At 61.5% G+C, this 18,305-nt stretch carries 18 protein-coding genes and 1 pseudogene; 9 read left to right on the forward strand and 10 right to left on the reverse strand.

Translation table 11 applies throughout. The features are described 5' to 3' along the window. The first annotated feature begins 25 nt into the window (after positions 1 to 25). Positions 26 to 637: a 3'-5' exonuclease gene (locus MJP36_RS06100; RefSeq protein WP_104996048.1), complete on the forward strand. Its 612-nt coding sequence runs from the start codon at positions 26 to 28 to the stop codon at positions 635 to 637. 118 nt (positions 638 to 755) lie between these two features. Here MJP36_RS06100 and MJP36_RS06105 read toward each other — a convergent pair whose 3' ends face one another. Next, positions 756 to 1,454 (reverse strand): cyclase family protein, encoded by a 699-nt coding sequence (locus tag MJP36_RS06105; RefSeq protein WP_244385039.1) that lies wholly within the window; start codon positions 1,452 to 1,454, stop codon positions 756 to 758. Beyond that, positions 1,444 to 1,899, reverse strand: a complete 456-nt coding sequence (locus MJP36_RS06110; RefSeq protein ID WP_090365685.1) for an Lrp/AsnC family transcriptional regulator — start codon at positions 1,897 to 1,899, stop codon at positions 1,444 to 1,446. The genes MJP36_RS06105 and MJP36_RS06110 overlap by 11 nt, the downstream gene beginning before the upstream one ends. Positions 1,900 to 2,060: 161 nt before the next feature. Here MJP36_RS06110 and yedA point away from each other — a divergent pair, with 161 nt between their 5' ends. Continuing rightward, on the forward strand, positions 2,061 to 2,951 hold the full coding sequence (gene yedA / locus MJP36_RS06115; protein WP_090365686.1) for a drug/metabolite exporter YedA: 891 nt from the start codon (positions 2,061 to 2,063) through the stop codon (positions 2,949 to 2,951). 65 nt (positions 2,952 to 3,016) lie between these two features. Then, positions 3,017 to 4,351, forward strand: coding sequence for an RNA helicase RhlE1 (rhlE1, locus tag MJP36_RS06120; protein WP_198762418.1), 1,335 nt, complete (start codon positions 3,017 to 3,019; stop codon positions 4,349 to 4,351). A 116-nt stretch (positions 4,352 to 4,467) separates the two neighbouring features. Here rhlE1 and MJP36_RS06125 read toward each other — a convergent pair whose 3' ends face one another. Together MJP36_RS06125 and MJP36_RS06130 are read right to left on the reverse strand one after the other, a co-directional pair. Then, positions 4,468 to 5,694: a TIGR03862 family flavoprotein gene (locus MJP36_RS06125; protein ID WP_090365690.1), complete on the reverse strand. Its 1,227-nt coding sequence runs from the start codon at positions 5,692 to 5,694 to the stop codon at positions 4,468 to 4,470. Positions 5,695 to 5,866: 172 nt separating this feature from the next. After that, positions 5,867 to 6,787, reverse strand: coding sequence for a histone deacetylase family protein (locus tag MJP36_RS06130; RefSeq protein WP_060752338.1), 921 nt, complete (start codon positions 6,785 to 6,787; stop codon positions 5,867 to 5,869). A 75-nt stretch (positions 6,788 to 6,862) separates the two neighbouring features. Here MJP36_RS06130 and MJP36_RS06135 point away from each other — a divergent pair, with 75 nt between their 5' ends. Genes MJP36_RS06135 through MJP36_RS06145 form a run of 3 tightly spaced genes read left to right on the forward strand, consistent with a single transcriptional unit; the run spans position 6,863 to position 8,936 of the window. Beyond that, positions 6,863 to 7,432: a GNAT family N-acetyltransferase gene (locus MJP36_RS06135; RefSeq protein WP_060752337.1), complete on the forward strand. Its 570-nt coding sequence runs from the start codon at positions 6,863 to 6,865 to the stop codon at positions 7,430 to 7,432. Between the two features lie 38 nt (positions 7,433 to 7,470). Then, on the forward strand, positions 7,471 to 8,340 hold the full coding sequence (tesB, locus tag MJP36_RS06140) for an acyl-CoA thioesterase II (protein WP_060752336.1): 870 nt from the start codon (positions 7,471 to 7,473) through the stop codon (positions 8,338 to 8,340). After that, positions 8,337 to 8,936 (forward strand): HAD family hydrolase, encoded by a 600-nt coding sequence (locus tag MJP36_RS06145; RefSeq protein ID WP_244385040.1) that lies wholly within the window; start codon positions 8,337 to 8,339, stop codon positions 8,934 to 8,936. The genes tesB and MJP36_RS06145 overlap by 4 nt, the downstream gene beginning before the upstream one ends. A gap of 184 nt (positions 8,937 to 9,120) precedes the next feature. Here the strand turns inward: MJP36_RS06145 and MJP36_RS06150 are convergent, their stop codons facing one another. From MJP36_RS06150 to MJP36_RS06160, 3 genes are read right to left on the reverse strand one after another with little or no spacing between them, the layout of a single operon-like run. After that, positions 9,121 to 10,107, reverse strand: a complete 987-nt coding sequence (locus MJP36_RS06150) for an alpha/beta hydrolase (protein WP_244385041.1) — start codon at positions 10,105 to 10,107, stop codon at positions 9,121 to 9,123. Then, positions 10,108 to 10,995 (reverse strand): KPN_02809 family neutral zinc metallopeptidase, encoded by an 888-nt coding sequence (gene ypfJ / locus MJP36_RS06155; RefSeq protein WP_060752333.1) that lies wholly within the window; start codon positions 10,993 to 10,995, stop codon positions 10,108 to 10,110. Between the two features lie 54 nt (positions 10,996 to 11,049). Beyond that, entirely contained in the window at positions 11,050 to 11,466 is a 417-nt protein-coding gene (locus MJP36_RS06160) for a membrane lipoprotein lipid attachment site-containing protein (RefSeq protein WP_244385042.1), read from the reverse strand. 199 nt (positions 11,467 to 11,665) lie between these two features. Between MJP36_RS06160 and MJP36_RS06165 the strand changes: the two genes are divergently transcribed. Further along, positions 11,666 to 12,544, forward strand: coding sequence for a DMT family transporter (locus tag MJP36_RS06165; RefSeq protein ID WP_090365694.1), 879 nt, complete (start codon positions 11,666 to 11,668; stop codon positions 12,542 to 12,544). A 16-nt stretch (positions 12,545 to 12,560) separates the two neighbouring features. Here the strand turns inward: MJP36_RS06165 and MJP36_RS06170 are convergent, their stop codons facing one another. Beyond that, the gene (locus tag MJP36_RS06170) at positions 12,561 to 13,895 is read right to left on the reverse strand and encodes an MFS transporter (RefSeq protein ID WP_244385043.1); all 1,335 of its coding nucleotides are present in this window, start codon (positions 13,893 to 13,895) and stop codon (positions 12,561 to 12,563) included. Positions 13,896 to 14,119: 224 nt separating this feature from the next. Between MJP36_RS06170 and quiC the strand changes: the two genes are divergently transcribed. Further along, on the forward strand, positions 14,120 to 16,021 hold the full coding sequence (quiC, locus tag MJP36_RS06175; RefSeq protein WP_244385044.1) for a 3-dehydroshikimate dehydratase QuiC: 1,902 nt from the start codon (positions 14,120 to 14,122) through the stop codon (positions 16,019 to 16,021). A gap of 77 nt (positions 16,022 to 16,098) precedes the next feature. Next, positions 16,099 to 16,740, forward strand: a complete 642-nt coding sequence (locus tag MJP36_RS06180) for a TetR/AcrR family transcriptional regulator (protein WP_060752328.1) — start codon at positions 16,099 to 16,101, stop codon at positions 16,738 to 16,740. A gap of 184 nt (positions 16,741 to 16,924) precedes the next feature. On the opposite strand, the pseudogene MJP36_RS06185 reads toward MJP36_RS06180, so the two are convergent. Both MJP36_RS06185 and aroQ read right to left on the reverse strand, forming a co-directional pair. Next, a pseudogene (locus tag MJP36_RS06185) lies at positions 16,925 to 17,774 on the reverse strand (shikimate dehydrogenase). After that, positions 17,771 to 18,220, reverse strand: coding sequence for a type II 3-dehydroquinate dehydratase (gene aroQ, locus MJP36_RS06190; RefSeq protein WP_060752326.1), 450 nt, complete (start codon positions 18,218 to 18,220; stop codon positions 17,771 to 17,773). Before aroQ ends, MJP36_RS06185 begins: the two are co-directional and overlap by 4 nt. Positions 18,221 to 18,305 lie beyond the last annotated feature (85 nt).

Raw genomic sequence — 18,305 nt, forward strand, 5'->3', positions numbered from 1 at the left:
ACAGTTAGACGGAGTTGGAACGGGTTTGGAACGTATAGCGGTCATCGACTTTGAAACCACCGGCATCACCCCGAGCAGCCACTGCCGGGCCACGGAAATCGCGGTGGTCATCCTCGAGCGCGGCCAGATCGTGGATCGCTACCAGAGCCTGATGAACGCCGGTGTGCGTGTGCCGGGCTTTATCGAGCAACTCACCGGCATCAGTAACGCCATGCTGCGCAGCGCACCGCCGGCCGAGCGTGTGATGAACGAGGTCAACGAGTTCGTCGGCACGACGCCACTGCTGGCGCACAACGCGGCATTCGACCAGAAGTTCTGGGACTATGAGCTGGGCCTGATCCGCCGCACCCGCCTGCAGAAATTCGCCTGCTCGCTGTTACTCGCCCGCCGCCTGATGCCCGCGGCGCCCAACCACAAACTCGGCACCCTCAACAGCTACGCCCAGTTGCCCCATACCGGCAAGGCTCACCGGGCGCTGGCGGATGCGGAGATGGCGGCCAACCTCACGGCGTACCTGGCCCAGGAACTGCGCGGGACTCACGGCTTGCGCGAACTCTCCCACGACCTGCTGTGCACCCTGCAGAAAGTGCCGGCGGCGAAGATCACCGAACACCTGAAGAAGCACCGCGGGTTCTGAGCCCCTGACAATGAAACTCCAACTGTGGGAGGGGGCTTGCTCCCGATAGCGGTGTGTCAGCTCCAGATTAGCGGGCTGGTCCACCGCCATCGGGAGCAAGCCCCCTCCCACAGTGTCGTCAGGGAATAAACGCCATCACCGATGCGGGCGACCCTGATCCGCCTTCGAGCGCCAAGACACCTATCACCAATGTTGCACCCTTGGCCGGCAGGCGGTCGAGATGGGTCAAACACTCCAGCACAATCCCATTCCTGGCCAGCACCGCACGATTGGTCGCGAATGCAGTGCTCTGCCCCGGATCAACCCCATGGGTATCAATACCGACCCCGGCGATCCGACGCTGCTCAAGCAAAAAACCAATCGCCGCCTCGCCGATCCCCGGAAAGTGCGAGCCTTGCGCGTCCAGCCCGAAGAACGCCACCGGGTCATGCCAAAGATGTTGCCAGCCGGTGTACATCAAGACCACCGAGCCGGGCTCGATTGGCCCGTGTTGGCGTTCCCACTCTTCAATATCCTGCGGGCTGACTGCGTAATCGGGGTTGCCCTGGGTTTTACTGCGCACGTCCACTACCACTGCCGGCCGCACCAGGTCTTCGGGTTGATAACCGTCGATCCCCATTGCGTCGGCGTAGAAGCTGTTCGGCGCATTCATATGCGTGGCGCTGTGTTCACCCAGGCTGAAACGTCGCAGGAAATAGCCATCCTTTTCCAGGGCGGCGACCTCTGCAAAAACCACCGGAGGGTCGCCCGGCCATAGCGGGATACGTGGGCTGACCGGGTGGCTGAGGCTGATGACCTTGCGCTGTTTATCCAGCATTTCTGGCCTCCAACTGCCCCAGCGGCACCCGCCGCTCTATCGCGCTCGACAAAATGATCGAGGTCTTGCTGAACCCGAATTTTGCGATCCGGTTGATCAGGTTCTCCAACTCCGGCATCGAGCCCACGGCGGCTTGCATGATCACGCACGGGTCACCGGTGACGCGGTGGCATTCGGTGAGCTCGGGAATTTCGGATAAGGCGTCATACACCTTCTGGCTGCCGTGATTGGTCAGGCGCAGCTCAATCACACACTGAATCGGCAAACCCACTTTGGACAGATCCACCTTGGCCTGATACCCGGTGATCACGCCACTGGCCTCCAGCTTGGCCACGCGCTCAGCCACGGCGGGGGCGGAGAGGTTGACCGTGCGAGCCAGTTGCGCAAACGAGGCGCGGCCGTCTTCGAGCAAGGCACTGAGGAGCATGCGGTCGTATTTGTCCAATGATAAGGCTCCGTAATGTGTGGCTTTCGAATCTATGGTTTATATCCCTCATAACCGTGTTTTGAAAAGTGTATTGGCGTTTTAAACAGGTTTTGTAACTTATGTTTATCAACCTGCCTTTTTAGAATATGTCTTCTGTCCTCCTGCCATAGAGCCGCCCAATGCCTGGCCCACGTCGCTTTCCCTTACCGTTGATCGCCGCCTTTTTTGCGTTGTACGTGATCTGGGGGTCCACCTACCTGGTGATTCGTGTCGGCGTGGAGTATTGGCCGCCGTTGTTGCTGGCCGGGATTCGGTTTTGCACGGCCGGTGTATTGATGTATGGCTTCCTCAGGTGGCGCGGGGTGCCGGCGCCGACCTGGGCTCAGTGGAAAGCGGCCGGGATGATTGGCATCTTGTTGCTCACCATCGGCAATGGTGGCGTGAGCATGGCTGAACATATGGGCGTGTCGTCCGGCGTGGCGGCGTTGGCCGTGGCGACCGTGCCGTTGTTCACTTTGCTCTGTGGGTATTTCTGGGGCGCACGTAATACCCGTCTGGAATGGGCCGGGGTGATCCTGGGTATTATCGGCATTGCCATGCTCAACATGGGCAGCACGTTGCAGTCGAGCCCCATGGGCGCGGTTCTGCTGTTGGTGGCGGCCGCGTCGTGGGCGTTCGGTTCGGTGTGGAGCCGGCAATTGCCGCTGCCCCAGGGCGCCATGGCCAGTGCTGCGGAGATGCTGGTCGCCGGTGTGGCGCTGCTGCTGGTCAGCGCGCTTTCCGGTGAGCGCCTGCAGGCCGTGCCGCCACTGGAAGGCTGGCTGGCGCTGGCCTACCTGACCGTGTTCGGTTCGATCATTGCCTTCAACGCCTACATGTACCTGCTCAAGCACGTGCGGCCGGCGGCGGCGACCAGCTATGCCTATGTGAACCCGGCAGTGGCCGTGTTGCTGGGGATCGTGTTTGTCGGTGAGACCATCGGCATGGAAGAAGCCTTGGCAATGCTGGTGATCATCAGCGCGGTGCTGTTGATCAGCCTGCCCCAGTGGCGAAAGCCCCGGCCGGAATAAGGTAAACTGCGCCGAATTGCGGTTTTTTTACCCGCTCATGCGCTGAATTTTCTTACGGTAGACACATGACTTTCGCCACCCTTGGCCTGATCGAACCCTTGCTGCGCGCCCTTGAGACGCTTGGCTACCAGACCCCGACGCCGGTGCAGGCGCAGGCCATTCCAGCGGTGCTGGCCGGTCGTGACCTGATGGCCGCGGCCCAGACCGGCACCGGCAAGACCGCAGGTTTCGCTGTGCCGCTCCTGCAATTGCTGACCCTGGAAGGGCCGAAAGTCGCCCCCAACTCGGCGCGCGCGCTGATCCTGTGCCCGACCCGCGAGCTGGCCGAGCAGGTTCACGCCAGTGTCGCCGAGTACGCTCAACATCTGCCGCTGACCACTTATGCGGTGTACGGCGGCGTGAGTATCAACCCGCAGATGATGAAGCTGCGCAAAGGTGTCGACATTCTGGTCGCCACCCCTGGCCGCCTGATCGACCTGTTCCGCCAGAACGCGCTGAAACTCAATCAGCTGCAAACCCTGGTGCTGGATGAAGCCGACCGCATGCTCGACCTGGGCTTTTCCGAAGAACTGGCGAACATCTACCGCATGCTGCCGAAAAAGCGTCAGACGCTGCTGTTCTCCGCGACCTTCTCCGATGACATCCGCCTGCTCGCCGGGCAGATGCTCAACGACCCGCTGAGTGTCGAAGTCAGCCCGCGTAACGTCGCCGCCAACACCGTCAAGCAATGGGTGGTGCCGGTGGACAAGAAGCGCAAGCCAGAGCTGTTTGTGCACCTGATGCGCAAAGGCCGCTGGAAGCAGGTACTGGTGTTCGCCAAGACCCGCAACGGCGTGGATGCACTGGTGGATAAATTGCAGGGCCTGGGCGTCAATGCCGATGGCATTCACGGTGACAAACCGCAGGCCACCCGCCAACGGGCGCTGGACCGCTTCAAGGCCGGCGAGGTGCAGATCCTGGTGGCCACCGATGTGGCCGCCCGTGGCCTGGATATCGAAGACTTGCCGCTGGTGGTCAACTTCGACCTGCCGATCGTCGCCGAAGATTACATCCACCGCATTGGCCGCACCGGGCGTGCGGGCAACACCGGTGAGGCGATCTCTTTGGTGTGCGCCGATGAAGTGAACATGCTGTCGGCCATCGAGATGCTGACGCGTCAGACCTTGACCCGCAAAGTCGAGCCGGATTTCGAGCCCGAGCACCGCGTGCCGGACACCGATGCCAGTGGGCAGGTGGTAAAGAAACCGAAAAAACCGAAGAAGCCCAAGGCTTCGGGCGGTGGCGGCAAACGTAACCTGGGCAAATGGGTGGACAGTGGCGAAGTGGCGCCGGCGGAGCCATCGATCAAACCGGTGCGCAAGGTGCCGGTGTTTAACACCGGGCCGCGTAAGAAGAAGTAATTTGCTGCGTGGCTGATAGCCTCATTGGAAGCAAGCCCCCACATTTTGAATCTGTTCACCGTTCAAAATGTGGGAGGGGCTTGCCCCCGATGGTGGCATTAAAATCACCACAAATCTCAGCGCTTGAGCCACTCCAGCATCCCATGCCCCGCCGCTTTGCCGCTGGCAAAACACCCCGTCAGCAAGTACCCGCCCGTCGGTGCTTCCCAGTCCAGCATCTCTCCCGCACAGAACACGCCCGGTAACTGCTTGAGCATCAAGCGCTCATCCAACGCCTCAAACGGCACGCCGCCCGCGGTGCTGATCGCTTCATCGATTGGCCGGGTTTTAACCAGGGTCAACGGCAGCGCCTTGATAGCCACCGCCAACTGCGCCGGATCATTGAAGTGGCCTGCCGGTGTCAGCTCACGCAACAAGGCCGACTTGACCCCATCCAGGCCCAACTGGCTGTGCAAGTGCTTGCTCATCGAACGCGAGCCACGGGGCTTGGCCAAGGCGGCTTGCACCTTGTCCAGCGGCTTGCTCGGTAGCAGGTCGATATGCACGGTGGCTGAACCGTCGCGATTGATCGCTTCGCGAATCGGTGCTGACAGCGCATAGATCAAGCTGCCCTCGATGCCCGTGGCGGTGACCACACATTCCCCCAGCCGCGGCTTGTCATCCGCCAGGCCGATGGCGACGTTTTTCAGTGGTGCACCGGCGAATTTGCTGATCATCAAGTCGCTCCAGGCCGACACCTCGAAACCACAATTGCTCGGCTGCAAAGGGGCGTACGGCACGCCTTGATCTTCGAACAGCTTAAGCCAGGCTCCGTCGGAACCCAGGCGCGACCAACTGCCGCCACCGAGGGCCAACAATACGGCAGGGCTGTGGACAGTTTTTTCGCCGTCCGGGCTGTGGATAACCAGCCCGCCGTCTGCGGCCCAACCCACCCAGCGATGGCGGGTGTGGATAACCACGCCCTGGTCGCGCAAGCGCTTGAGCCAGGCGCGCAGCAGCGGCGCAGCCTTCATGTCCGTAGGAAAGACGCGGCCCGAAGTGCCGACAAAGGTCTGTATGCCCAGGCCGTGAATCCATTCGCACAACGCCTGGGCACCAAACGCGCGCAACAATGGCGCCATTTGCGGGGCGCGTTCGGCATAACGCGACAGGAACGCCGGGTACGCTTCCGAATGGGTGATGTTCATGCCGCCTACACCCGCCAGCAGGAACTTGCGCCCCACCGACGGCATGCCGTCGTAGAGGTCGACCCGCACGCCTGCCTGGCTCAAGACTTCAGCGGCCATCAGCCCGGCAGGGCCGCCGCCGATAATGATGACGTGTTGGGAAGGGGTATCGGGCATGGGGCAGGGCTACGGTCGCTTCAATAGGCCGAGCATTCTACCCGACGACAGCGCAAACGCCTGATCAAAAAACATACAGCTTCCTACAAGCCTTATGTAAAGCAGCGTTCAGACGCTTACGCTCAAGTTATCCACAGGTGGTTCCACAGGCATTGTGGGTAACGCCCAGGGTTCAATGACAACCTGATGACGCCCACACCCGCTGGGCGCTGTGATGCAAGATGCCGTGGCGGCGGGCCAGGGCGGGGCGGTCTTTGCTGTAACCGCCGCCGATCACGCCCATCACCGCAATATCACGGCCCAGGCAGTGGCGCATCACGCTTTCGTCGCGGGCGGCGACACCTGCGTCGGTCAGCTTCAGGTAACCGAGGGCGTCGTCCTTGTGCACGTCGACACCGGCGTCGTACAGCACCAGGTCCGGCTGGTAGAGCGGCAACAGGTAGTTGAGTGCGTCGTCCACCACCTTGAGGTAGTCGGCGTCCCCCATGCCCATGGGCAGCGGGATGTCCCAGTCGCTTTGGGCCTTGCGTGCCGGGAAGTTCTTTTCGCAATGCAGCGACACCGTGATCGCCTCCGGCGTGTCGTGGAGGATACGCGCGGTGCCGTCGCCCTGATGCACGTCGCAGTCGAAGATCAGCACGCGGTTGACCCGGCCGCTGGCCAGTAGGTAATGGCTGATCACCGCCAGGTCGTTGAAGATGCAAAAGCCCGCCGGGTAATCGTAATGGGCGTGATGGGTGCCGCCCGCCAAGTGGCAGGCCAGGCCGTGTTCCAATGCCTGCTCCGCCGCCAGTAGCGAGCCGCCGACCGCCCGCACGGTGCGCCGGGCCAGGGCTTCGCTCCAGGGCAGGCCGAGGCGCCGCTGGTCTTCACGGGACAACTCGCCGCTCATATAGCGCTCGATATATCCACGGTCATGCGCCAGGGCCAGAATCTCGGGTGGGCACAGTTGCGGGCGCAGCAACTGGCGGTCTTCGGTCAGGCCGCTGTCGACCAGGTGGTCGCGCAGCAGGCGGAATTTGTCCATGGGGAACCGATGGTCCGCCGGGAACTCGGGGCTGTAGTCATCGTGATAGATCAATGGCAGGGGCATGGGATTTTCTGACGGGAACCTGCGACGCATCTTACCCGCGTTGTACACTCACGCACATGGCAAGGGAGGGGACCCATGGAGCCGATACTGGAATTGGAAAGCGCACGCCTGGTGCTGCGCCAATGGCGCGACAGCGACCTGCCGGAATTTGCGCGCATGTGCGCGGACCCGCAGGTGATGCGCTATTTCCCGGCTAAATTGAGCCACCTGGAAACGGCTGCGTTGATCGGGCGGATTCGCGGGCACTTTGCCGAGTACGGCTTTGGTTTTTGGGCCTTGCAGCGCAAGGACACTCGCGAGTTTATCGGCCTGACCGGGCTGCAGAATGTCAACTTCGAGGCTGACTTTACCCCGGCCGTGGAGATTGGCTGGCGCCTGGCCCGCGAACACTGGGGCCTGGGTTATGCCAGCGAGGCGGCTTGGACCGCCTTGCGTTGCGGCTTCGATCGTTTGCAGGTGGATGAGATCCTGGCTTTCACCACTGAGTCCAATCTGCCATCACAAAAAGTCATGCAGGCCATCGGTATGCATTACGATCCCCAGGCAGATTTTGAACACCCCAAGGTCGCAGCCGATGACCCGCTGCGCCATCATGTTTTGTATCGCATCACCCGCGCCCAATGGTTGGACACGCTGCACGGATAAGCAGACCGGAATGCCCCATAGATTGTAGGAGTTGCTCTATGAGCCAAGTATTGGAAGATCTGGTGGACCTGCTGACCCTGGAGCCGATCGAGGAAAACCTCTTTCGTGGCCGCAGCCAGGACCTGGGTTTTCGCCAACTGTTCGGCGGCCAGGTGCTCGGCCAGTCGCTGTCGGCGGCCAGCCAGACCGTAGAAGACGCGCGGCATGTGCATTCCCTGCATGGCTATTTCCTGCGCCCGGGCGATGCCGCATTGCCGGTGGTGTACTCGGTGGACCGCGTACGTGACGGCGGCAGTTTCAGCACACGCCGCGTGACCGCGATCCAGAAGGGCAACCCGATCTTCACCTGCAGCGCCTCGTTCCAATATGACGAGGAAGGTTTTACGCACCAGAGCACGATGCCTGTGGTGGTCGGCCCGGAAAACCTGCCCTCCGAGCTGGAACTGACCCAGCAACGCGCCCACCTGATCCCCGAGCACATGCGCGACAAGCTGCTGTGCCCCAAGCCGATCGAAGTGCGCCCGGTGACCGAGAAAGACCCGTTCAACCCGCAGCCGTCCGATCCGGTCAAGTACGTATGGTTTCGTGCCGACGGCGCCCTGGCCGACTTGCCCGCGCTGCATAAATACCTGCTGGCCTACGCCTCGGACTTCGGTCTGCTGACCACCTCGCTGCTACCCCACGGCAAGACCGTGTGGCAGAAAGATATGCAGGTAGCCAGCCTCGATCATGCGCTGTGGTTCCACGCGGACCTGCGTGCCGATGACTGGCTGCTTTACGCCATGGACAGCCCATGGGCGGGCAACTCCCGTGGTTTCTCCCGTGGCAGCGTGTACAACCGCGCCGGGCAGCTGGTGGCCTCGGTGACCCAGGAAGGCTTGATTCGTCATCGCAAGGATTGGGCATGAGCCTGGCGCATATCCAACATTGGGTCTTTGACATGGACGGCACCCTCACGGTGGCCGTGCATGATTTTGCGGCCATTCGCGTGGCCCTGGACATTCCGCCGGAGGACGACATCCTCACCCACCTGGCGGCGTTGCCGGCCGATGTGGCAGCGGCCAAGCATGCCTGGTTGCTAGAGCATGAGCGCGAGTTGGCGGTGGGCTCGGTTGCCGCGCCAGGCGCGGTGGAGCTGGTGCGCGAGCTGGCCGGGCGTGGTTATCGCCTGGGCATCCTGACCCGCAATGCGCGGGAGCTGGCGCATATCACCCTGGAGGCGATTGGCTTGGCGGACTGCTTTGCCGCCGAGGATGTATTAGGCCGTGATGATGCGCCGCCCAAACCAGACCCGGGCGGCTTGCTGAAGCTGGCGGCGGCCTGGGATGTTTCGCCGAGCCGGATGGTGATGGTGGGAGATTACCGCTTTGATCTGGATTGCGGCCGGGCGGCGGGAGCCCGGACGGTGTTGGTGAACTTGCCGGAGAACCCGTGGCCAGCGTTGGCGGATTGGCATGCCGCAGACTGTGTGGCATTGCGCCGGATGATCCAGGCCAGCCACTGAAAAAGCGAAGTGTGGGAGGGGGCAAGCCCTAATGCCTGTCAGTTAAGAGATAGAGCGGACGATGGATAACCTGTGGGAGGGGGCTTGCTCCCGATAGGCCGCGCAGCGGCCTCAAAAATGGGCCTGCTACGCAGTCCATCGGGAGCAAGCCCCCTCCCACATTTTGAGTTGGTTTATTCAGTGCTTACTGGGTAAACAGCACCTTCTCGCCCTCAGGCGAGGTGAACATCTTGTCGCCGTCATGGCCCACGCCCGGTACTTCCACCAGCTTATGGCTCAGTTGCGGATGGCGCGTCTTGAGGTAGTCAAAGTAGTTGTGCCCACGAACCAGCCGGTACGCGCCCTGGGTCTCGGCTTCGCAGCTTTTATCCAGGGCCGGGTGGTTCGGGTCGGTGTCCTGCTGGCCCAGCAGGTAGGTGATGTCGCGTGACACGTAAGCCTGCTCAAGCTGCTCGGCGCCCTGGCCCGTTGCGTAGGCGGGCAGGTGCTGCATGCCGTACTTCCATTCGTTGAAGCTTGGGCAACTGGTCACATCGAACTTCACTGGGCGCTGCGGGCTGAAATAGGCGTACGACGAGGGGTTCGCCACCACGTAACGCAGGCTGATGCCTTCGGTTTGCAGCAGCGGGTGATCGTGGCCGGTAAGGGCAAAACGCTGCACCACTTGACCGCCGCCGGAGTGGCCGGCGACCACGATCTCTTTCAGCGCCGGGAACAGTTTGCGGTTGCTCAGGTGCTTGATGACCTGGTCCAGCGCACCGTAGGAGCTGAGTTGGCCCGGGCCGGTCGACAGTTCGCCGGCCATCCAGTCATTGCCGTGCCAGCGCAGCACCTGCTTATCCAGGTGATTGCGTTGCACGTCCAGCTCGTTGAGAAACTGCGGTGCGATCACCAGGGTATGGCTGGCAACGCCTGCGTGTGCGGCGGCATCTTCGCCACTTTTGAGATAGGTCTGCGCATTGCGCAAGCGACCGTGCACGATGATCAGTGCACGGGTGACGTCGGGCAGCGGCTGGCGCCAGTCCTGGCTCAGGCCCAGGCTCAGGTCACCCGCCTGCAGATGGAAACGCTCGGGGCTGACCACTTTGACGCCGTGCTCTTTCTCGGCGGCCCAGGCGTTGGCGGAACAGCTGATCATCAAGCCCAGCAGTAGACCCAGTCGTTGGTTCATTTAGAGGCTCTTGGCGGCAAAGGTATCGCATTGAGTGATCTGCCCCTCGGTAAAGCCGGTCTTGAACCAGCGCACGCGCTGTGCCGAGGTGCCGTGGGTAAACGAGTCCGGCACGACGCGCCCTTGACCCTGTTGCTGCAAGCGGTCATCGCCAATGGCGTTGGCGGCGTTCAGTGCGGCTTCAATGTCGCCGGGCTCCAGCCAGTTCAGGCGTTTTTGCGCACGGTTGGCCCACACCCCGGCGAAGCAGTCGGCCTGCAGCTCCTGGCGTACCAGCAAACCGCCGTCACCTTGCATTTGCCGGCCTTGCTGGCGCGCGGCCTGGATCTTGGATGAGATGCCCAGCAGTGTCTGCACGTGGTGCCCGACTTCGTGGGCGATCACATATGCCTGGGCGAACTCTCCGGCGGCCTGGAAACGTTGCGACATTTCCCGGAAGAAATCCAGGTCCAGATACACCTGTTGGTCGGCCGGGCAGTAGAACGGGCCGCTGGCCGAGGTGGCGCTACCACACGCGGAGTTGACCCGGCCACGGAACAGAATCAGCTTGGGGTTTTTGTAGACCAGGCCATTTTCCTTGAATACCTGGCCCCAGGTGTCCTCAGTGTCGCCCAGGACCGCGCGCACGAAGTCAGCCTGTTGGTCGTTGGCCGGCGGGGCCTGGCGGGTTTGCGTGCTCACCGAGGGCGCTTGTTCCATCTGGCCGGTCAACTGGCCGAGGATCTGCAGCGGGTCCTGGCCGGTCAGCCAGCCTATGCCGACGATCAGCACAATCGCGGTGAGGCTCAGGCCCTTGCCGCCACCAAAGCGCATGCCTCCACCACCGCCGCCACTGTCATCGCGGGCATCCACCACGTTGTCGCTGCGTCGGCCTTTTTTCCATAGCATGGGGGCAATCCTCTCGGTAAACGGTCTTACATTAATTGGGAAAGAGTATGGCCGTTAATCGCGGCAATAACCTTCGCCGGTATCGACAATCAAGCAGTCCTTTTTATCCGCCAGCCATTTCAGGCCGGTGGCCTCGCCGTCGCCGGCGCTCAATTGCTGCGGACCGTCGGGGCGGGTAAAGGTAATGCCGTCTTCGTTGGCTTCCCCTTTGAAGGTGCCGGCGTCGTCGTCATCCAGGCCGTATTTCATGGTCAGCAGGTAATGGCCACGGCCGATGCTGTCGTCCTTGGCGATGGTCAGGCTCAAGCCTTCGACGCCGATCCACTTGCCGACCCATTTATCGGTCGGCGGGGTTGCCGGTACCAGCGTGGCTTGTACCGAGGCGGGAGCGGGTTTGGGCGCGGGCGTCGGCTCTTTATTGCAGGCGGTGAGCAGGGCAAGGGCAGGCAGAACAAAGAGTATTTTTTTCATAGCGACATGGCCTTGATCAAAAAGTGTGCAGCCCTTGGGCAAACGTGCTGCGTTGGACTCGAATACCGTGATTTAGTGCGCTGTTCGCACGGTGTTTGGTTATGCTCTTGGGGCAGACTCCGACCCGGCTGCTAGATTACCGGGTTGAGTGCTGCCATGTTCAGTGCTCAGCGTTCAGCCCGCCATGCAAGAGAATTCAATGACCGTCAGCACCCCCCTTTCCGGCGTCAACCGTCCCTTCAAAGGCATTTTGCTGATTGTGGTGGCGACCTTTCTGTTTTCCAGCCACGACGCCTTGTCCAAATACCTGGCCGGGTTCTATCCGATCGTGATGGTGGTGTGGGCGCGTTACCTGGTGCACACCCTGTTGATGGCCGGGATCTTCCTGCCGCAATCGGGCTTGCGGGTATTGCGCAGCAAACGGCCAGGGATGCAGGTGGTGCGCGCTTTGTGCCTGCTAGGCACCAGCCTGTTTTTCACCACGGCGCTGCATTACATCCCGTTGGCGGAAGCCACGGCGGTGAACTTCCTCGCGCCGATCCTGGTGACGGCACTGTCCGTGCCGCTGCTCGGCGAGCATGTCACGCGCGGCCAGTGGCTGGCGGTGATCTGCGGGTTTGTCGGCGTGCTGGTGATCATCCATCCGGGGGGCGAGTTGTTTACCCCGGCGGTGTTGTTGCCGCTGTGTTCGGCGCTGTTTTTCTGCTTCTACCAACTGCTCACGCGCATCCTCAGCCAATACGACACACCGACCACCAGCAACTTCTTCGCCGGCCTGTGCAATACCCTGGTGATGAGTGCCATGGTGCCGTTCTTCTGGCAAATCCCCACGCTATGGCACGCAGTGCTGATGCTGGCGCTGGGTACGTGCGGTATGACGGCGCACCTGCTGTTGACCCAGGCGTTCCGCTTCGCGGCGCCGGCCTTGCTGGCACCATTCGGCTATTGCCAGATCGTGTTCGCAGGGTTGTTGGGCTGGCTGGTGTTCAATCACACCCCGGACCTGACCACGGTGGTTGGGATCGGGGTGATCTGCATGAGCGGGCTGGCCGCTGCCTGGCAGCAGCGGCGCAGATAGTTCAGAGGGTGGTAGCTCAGACGTCTACGGTAGGAATCCTGCGCGGTGCCATGAAGTACATCCAGGTCAGGGCAATGAAGTACATCGCCGGGATCAGGGTGAACAGTACCGTGTAGTTGTTGTTCGTGACCGTGAGGATATGCCCGACGATCTGGGTCATGAACATGCCGCCGATCGCCGCGCACATACCACCGAAACCGAACACCGTGCTCATCATGTGCTTGGGCGTGTAGTCCATCACCAGGCTCCAGATATTGGCGGTCCAGGCCTGGTGCGCGCCGATGGCCAGGGAAATGGCAAACACTGCTACCCATAGCTGGCTGGAACCGGCGGCCATGATCACACCGATGATGCAGCAGGCAAACAGCAGCATCGACAGCAACCGCGCCTTGATCGGGTTCATCCCACGGCCGATCAGGAACGACGACAGAATGCCCCCACCCACACTGCCGAAGTCGGCGGTCAGGTAAATGATGATCAGCGGAATGCCCATCTGGGTCACGTTGATGCCCAGGTTGTATTGCTGGTTCAGGAACGGCGGCAGCCAGTACAGGTAGAACCAGAACACTGGTGCAGTCATTGCGTAGGCGAGGGCGAAGGCCCAGGTGCCACGCATGCGCAGGATGCGGCTGAACGGGACGCGAGGTTGCTCCGGTTCGAGTTCCTGTTGCACGTAATCCAGTTCGGATTGTTTAACGGTGGGGTGGTCTTCCGGGTTGTAGTACTTCAGGCCCCAGCACACCAGCCAGATCCCGCCGAGTGCCGACATGCACAGGAACGCCGCCTGCCAGCCCCACACGTGCAGGATCAACGGCAGCAGCATCGGCGTCAGCATCGCACCGACGTTGGTGCCGGCGTTGAAGATGCCGGTGGCGACTGCGCGCTCACCCGCCGGGAACCACAGGCGCGTGGTCTTGACGCAGGCCGGGTAGTTGGCGGCTTCGGTGATGCCGAGGATAAAGCGGCAGACCATAAAGCCGACCGCCGAGGTGGCCAGGCCGTGGGCGCCGGTGGCCAGGCTCCACAGCAAGACCGCGCAGAAGAACACGCGCTTGACGCCGATGCGGTCGATCAGCCGGCCTTGCAGTACAAAACCGATGGCATAACCCACCTGGAACCAGAAGTTGATGTTGGCGTAGTCCATCGCCGTCCAGCTCATTTCCTTGGCCAGGATCGGTTGCATCACGCCCAGGGCGGCGCGGTCGATGTAGTTCAGTGTGGTGGCGAAGAACACCAGGGCCAGCATGCCCCAGCGGGTTTTACCCACGGCCAGGGCGCCGCGGATCTTGTCGCCGATGCCGGCGTGCGGGTTGCCCGGGCGCGCGGCCAGGACGGAGTTTTGCGAAGGCATGAGGTGGTACCCGTTTTTGAAATTGTTATGGTGTGTGCTGGGCTTCTTTTTCGGGTGTAGCTGCGAGAACGATGGTGCGTAGCGGTTAAAAAATCGTCAATTCGCCAAAGGGGCTTAGTGTTCGATAATCGCACCAAAAACTAACCGGTTCGTACATTTTAATTGCTGCGTGTAGGCTGGGGGCGAATAATTTGCCACAAACAACAATTGCCGGGAGTCGCCCCATGCAACGTTCAATTGCCACCGTTTCCTTGAGCGGTACTCTGCCGGAAAAGCTTGAAGCCATTGCCGCCGCCGGGTTTGACGGGGTCGAGATCTTCGAGAACGACTTGTTGTATTACGACGGCAGCCCGCGGGAAGTCAGGCAAATGTGTGCCGACCTGGGCATTGCCATCACCTTGTTCCAGCCCTTCCGCGACTTCGAAGGCTGCCGCCGCGACCGCCTGGCGCGCAACCTTGAGCGGGCCGAGCGCAAGTTCGATTTGATGCAGGAGCTGGGCACCGACCTGGTGCTGGTGTGCAGTAATGCTTCGGCCGATTGCGTGGGCGATGAACGCATTTTGCTCGACGACTTGAGCCTGCTGGCCGAACACGCCGGGCGCCGTGGACTGCGCATTGGTTATGAAGCGCTGGCCTGGGGCAAGCATGTCAACACCTGGCAGCAGGTGTGGAACCTGGTGCGCCAGGTCGATCACCCCAGCCTCGGCGTGCTGCTCGACAGCTTCCACACCTTGTCGCTCAAGGGCGACCCGAGCGCGATCGCGCAGATCCCCGGCGACAAGATCTTCTTTGTGCAAATGGCTGACGCGCCGATCCTGGCCATGGATGTGCTGGAGTGGAGCCGGCACTTCCGTTGCTTCCCCGGGCAGGGCGAATTCGACCTGGCGGGGTTCCTCGCACCGATCATCCAGAGCGGCTACACCGGGCCGTTATCCCTGGAGATCTTCAACGATGGTTTCCGCGCGGCACCCACCCGGGCGAATGCGGCGGACGGCTTGCGCTCGCTGCTGTACCTGGAAGAGAAAACCCGTGAACGCCTCCAGCAGCAAGCGCCTGCTCAACCCGTCGATATCCTGTTCGATACTCCGCCCGCCAGCGAATACGGTGGCATCGAGTTCCTGGAGTTCGCCGTGGATGAAAACCTCGGGGCCAGGCTCACTCAATGGCTGGAGCGCCTGGGCTTCGTCAAGGCTGGACAGCACCGTTCCAAGAGTGTGAGCCTGTTGCGCCAGGGGGATATCAACCTGATCCTCAACTGTGAGCCGTATTCCTTTGCGCACAATTTTTTCGAGGCCCATGGGCCATCGTTGTGTGCCACGGCGATTCGGGTCAAGGACAGTGCCAAGGCGATGGCACGGGCAGTGGCCTACAAAGGCCAGCCGTATCGCGGATTGGTGGGGCCCAACGAGCTGGAACTGGGCGCGGTGCGCGCACCGGATGGCAGCCTGATCTACCTGGTGGACCCAAGCGAAGGCGATTTGTACGACACTGATTTCAACTTGCAGCCGGCAGCACTTTCCAGCGGCGGCCTGTTGCGCATTGACCATATGGCGATGGCCTTGCCGGCCGACAGCCTCGACAGTTGGGTGCTGTTCTACAAGAGCCTGCTGGATTTCGAGGCCGATGACGAAGTGGTATTGCCCGACCCTTACGGCCTGGTGAAAAGCCGTGCACTGCGCAGCCGTTGCAGCTCGATCCGCCTGCCGTTGAATATTTCCGAGAACCGCAACACCGCCATTTCCCACGCACTATCGAGCTATCGAGGCTCGGGGGTGCACCACATTGCGTTCGACTGCGCGGATATTTTCGCCGAGGTCAGCCGGGCGAAGGCGGTGGGTGTGCCGTTGCTGGATATCCCGCTCAACTACTATGACGACCTGGCGGCGCGGTTTGATTTCGACGATGAGTTCCTCAGCGAGTTGGCGTACTACAACGTGTTGTACGACCGCGACGCCCAGGGCGGTGAGTTGTTTCATGTGTACACCGAGGCGTTCGAAGGGCGGTTTTTCTTCGAGATTATCCAGCGCAAGAACGGTTACGCCGGCTATGGCGCGGCCAACGTGGCGGTACGTCTGGCGGCGATGGCCAAATCCCGTAGCGGCGCGGCGCGGCAGGCACGTTTATAACGGCGTGTCAGGTGCTTCCTTCGGCGGGCGGCGCGGCCCATAATCACCGCCTGCATAACACTGGCCGTGAGCGCACCATGACCTCCGAAGCACCGCGCAAGAGTCGTAAGAACAATCCGGAAAAGACCCGCGAAAACATCCTTCAGGAAGCCATCGTCGAGTTCGTTCAACAGGGCCTGTCCGGCGCTCGCGTGGATGCGATCGCCGAGCGCATCCACACTTCCAAACGTATGATCTATTACTACTTTGGCAGTAAGGAGCAGCTCTACGTCGAAGTACTGGAGAAGCTCTACGGCGACATCCGTAATACCGAAACCCGTATGAATCTCACCGCGCTGGAGCCTCGTGAAGCGATCCGGCGCCTGGTGGAGTTCACCTTTGATCACCACGACCAAAACGTGGATTTCGTGCGTATCGTCAGCATCGAGAATATCCACAACGCCGAATACGTGAAGCGTTCGGATGCGATCAAGGCGATGAACAGCAACATCCTTGAAGCGCTGGGCGCCACTTTGCGTCGGGGGGCCGAGATGGGGCTGTTCCGCGAGGGGCTGGAGCCGTTGGACGTGCACCTGCTGATCAACTCTTTCAGCTTTTACCGGGTGTCCAACCGCCATACGTTCAGTGAGATTTTTCAGATCGAGCTGTCGGACGAGGCGATCAAGCAGCGCCACCGCGAGATGATTTGTGATTCGGTGATGCGTTACTTGCAGGCTTAAGGCTGAAACAGGACCCATGTGGGAGGGGGCTTGCTCCCGATAGCGTTGTGCCAGTCAGCAATTTATCGACTGACTTGCCGCTATCGGGAGCAAGCCCCCTCCCACAGTTTAACCATCGTCCGCTCTATCGCTTAACTGACTGGCATTAGGGCAAGCCGCTCCCACATTGGGATTTTTTTGCCAGTCAGGTATTCATGCTCTGGAAGTGCGCCAGCATGCGGTCGGCGTCTGGCGCCTTGCCACTGAACAACTCAAACGCCTTCACCGCCTGAAACACCGCCATGTTGCCGCCATCCAGGGTGCGGCAACCCAAGGCGCGGGCGTCGCGCAGCAGTTCGGTTTCCAGGGGGGAAGTACACAATTTCCGCGACCCATAACTCAGCCCGCAACAGCGCGGGCGGCACTGGCGTGCCCGGCAGTTTGGCCATGCCCATCGGTGTGGTGTTGACCAACCCATCGGCTTCGGCCATGGCGCTTTCCAGGTGGCTGCCGACCTGGGCACGCCCGCTGCCGAAACGCTGCGCAAGGTTATCGACAAGGTCGCGGGCGCGGCTGATCTCAACGTCAAAAATACTCAAGTGCTGTACGCCTTCGGCCAACAGTGCGTGGGCCACTGCCGCTCCCGCACCGCCGGCGCCCATCTGGACCACGCGTTGGCGCGCGACATCATTGAAGTTGCGCCGAAACCCTTCGGCAAACCCCAGGCAGTCGGTGTTGTGGCCGATGCGCTTGCCGGCCTTGAATACCACGGTGTTGACCGCGCCTATGCCTCGGGCTTCGTCGGAGAGTTCATCGAGCAACGGCAGGATCGCCTGCTTGCACGGGTAGGTAATGTTCAGCCCTGTGAAGTGCATCAACTCGGCGGCGCGCAGCAGGTCGGGCAGGGCGTTGATGTCCAGGTGCAACGGTGCAAGATCGATCAGGCGATACAGGTAACGCAGGCCTTGGGCGTCGCCTTCCTGCTCATGCAGCGCCGGGGTGCGGGAGGCCTGGATGCCCGAGCCGATCAGGCCGGCTAGGATGCGCGGTTTCATCGGGTCGATCCTTTTAGCAACTGGCTGAAGTGGCTCAGGGCCAAGTGGTAGCCGTGGCTGCCGAAGCCGGCCAGCACTGCGGTGGCGACGGGCGATACAAAGGAGTGATGCCGAAACGCCTCACGCGCATGCACATTGGATAAGTGCACTTCGATCACCGGCACTTCACTGGCCACCAGTGCGTCGCGAATCGCGACCGAGGTGTGGGTCCAGGCGGCCGGGTTGATCACGATCCCGGCGCAACGGGCGCGGGCGCCGTGGATCCAGTCGAGCAGTTCGCCTTCGTGGTTGGTCTGGCGAAACTCCAGTTTCAACCCCAGTTGTTCAGCGCTGCGGCCACATAGGGCAGCGATGTCGGCCAGGGTTTCATGCCCGTAGGTGGCCGGCTCACGGGTGCCGAGCAGATTGAGATTGGGGCCGTTGAGCACCAGGATGAGGGGCGGCATGGGGTGTCTCCACAATTATTGTTCGTTGTGGAGGTAAAATGTACTGAATGGTTAATTTGGTCAATCGACGGCAGTGTGCCCGAGT

This window comes from Pseudomonas palleroniana (genome assembly GCF_022836895.1).
GTDB classification, from domain to species: domain Bacteria; phylum Pseudomonadota; class Gammaproteobacteria; order Pseudomonadales; family Pseudomonadaceae; genus Aquipseudomonas; species Aquipseudomonas palleroniana.

Excerpts from the sequence above, each read along its gene's own strand:
- MJP36_RS06105 (WP_244385039.1), bottom strand. The coding sequence starts at position 1,454 with ATGCTGGATAAACAGCGCAAGGTCATCAGCCTCAGCCACCCGGTCAGC.
- yedA (WP_090365686.1), top strand. The coding sequence starts at position 2,061 with ATGCCTGGCCCACGTCGCTTTCCCTTACCGTTGATCGCCGCCTTTTTT.
- rhlE1 (WP_198762418.1), top strand. The coding sequence starts at position 3,017 with ATGACTTTCGCCACCCTTGGCCTGATCGAACCCTTGCTGCGCGCCCTT.
- MJP36_RS06125 (WP_090365690.1), bottom strand. The coding sequence starts at position 5,694 with ATGCCCGATACCCCTTCCCAACACGTCATCATTATCGGCGGCGGCCCT.
- MJP36_RS06130 (WP_060752338.1), bottom strand. The coding sequence starts at position 6,787 with ATGCCCCTGCCATTGATCTATCACGATGACTACAGCCCCGAGTTCCCG.
- MJP36_RS06135 (WP_060752337.1), top strand. The coding sequence starts at position 6,863 with ATGGAGCCGATACTGGAATTGGAAAGCGCACGCCTGGTGCTGCGCCAA.
- tesB (WP_060752336.1), top strand. The coding sequence starts at position 7,471 with ATGAGCCAAGTATTGGAAGATCTGGTGGACCTGCTGACCCTGGAGCCG.
- MJP36_RS06145 (WP_244385040.1), top strand. The coding sequence starts at position 8,337 with ATGAGCCTGGCGCATATCCAACATTGGGTCTTTGACATGGACGGCACC.
- MJP36_RS06150 (WP_244385041.1), bottom strand. The coding sequence starts at position 10,107 with ATGAACCAACGACTGGGTCTACTGCTGGGCTTGATGATCAGCTGTTCC.
- ypfJ (WP_060752333.1), bottom strand. The coding sequence starts at position 10,995 with ATGCTATGGAAAAAAGGCCGACGCAGCGACAACGTGGTGGATGCCCGC.
- MJP36_RS06160 (WP_244385042.1), bottom strand. The coding sequence starts at position 11,466 with ATGAAAAAAATACTCTTTGTTCTGCCTGCCCTTGCCCTGCTCACCGCC.
- MJP36_RS06165 (WP_090365694.1), top strand. The coding sequence starts at position 11,666 with ATGACCGTCAGCACCCCCCTTTCCGGCGTCAACCGTCCCTTCAAAGGC.
- MJP36_RS06170 (WP_244385043.1), bottom strand. The coding sequence starts at position 13,895 with ATGCCTTCGCAAAACTCCGTCCTGGCCGCGCGCCCGGGCAACCCGCAC.
- quiC (WP_244385044.1), top strand. The coding sequence starts at position 14,120 with ATGCAACGTTCAATTGCCACCGTTTCCTTGAGCGGTACTCTGCCGGAA.
- MJP36_RS06180 (WP_060752328.1), top strand. The coding sequence starts at position 16,099 with ATGACCTCCGAAGCACCGCGCAAGAGTCGTAAGAACAATCCGGAAAAG.
- aroQ (WP_060752326.1), bottom strand. The coding sequence starts at position 18,220 with ATGCCGCCCCTCATCCTGGTGCTCAACGGCCCCAATCTCAATCTGCTC.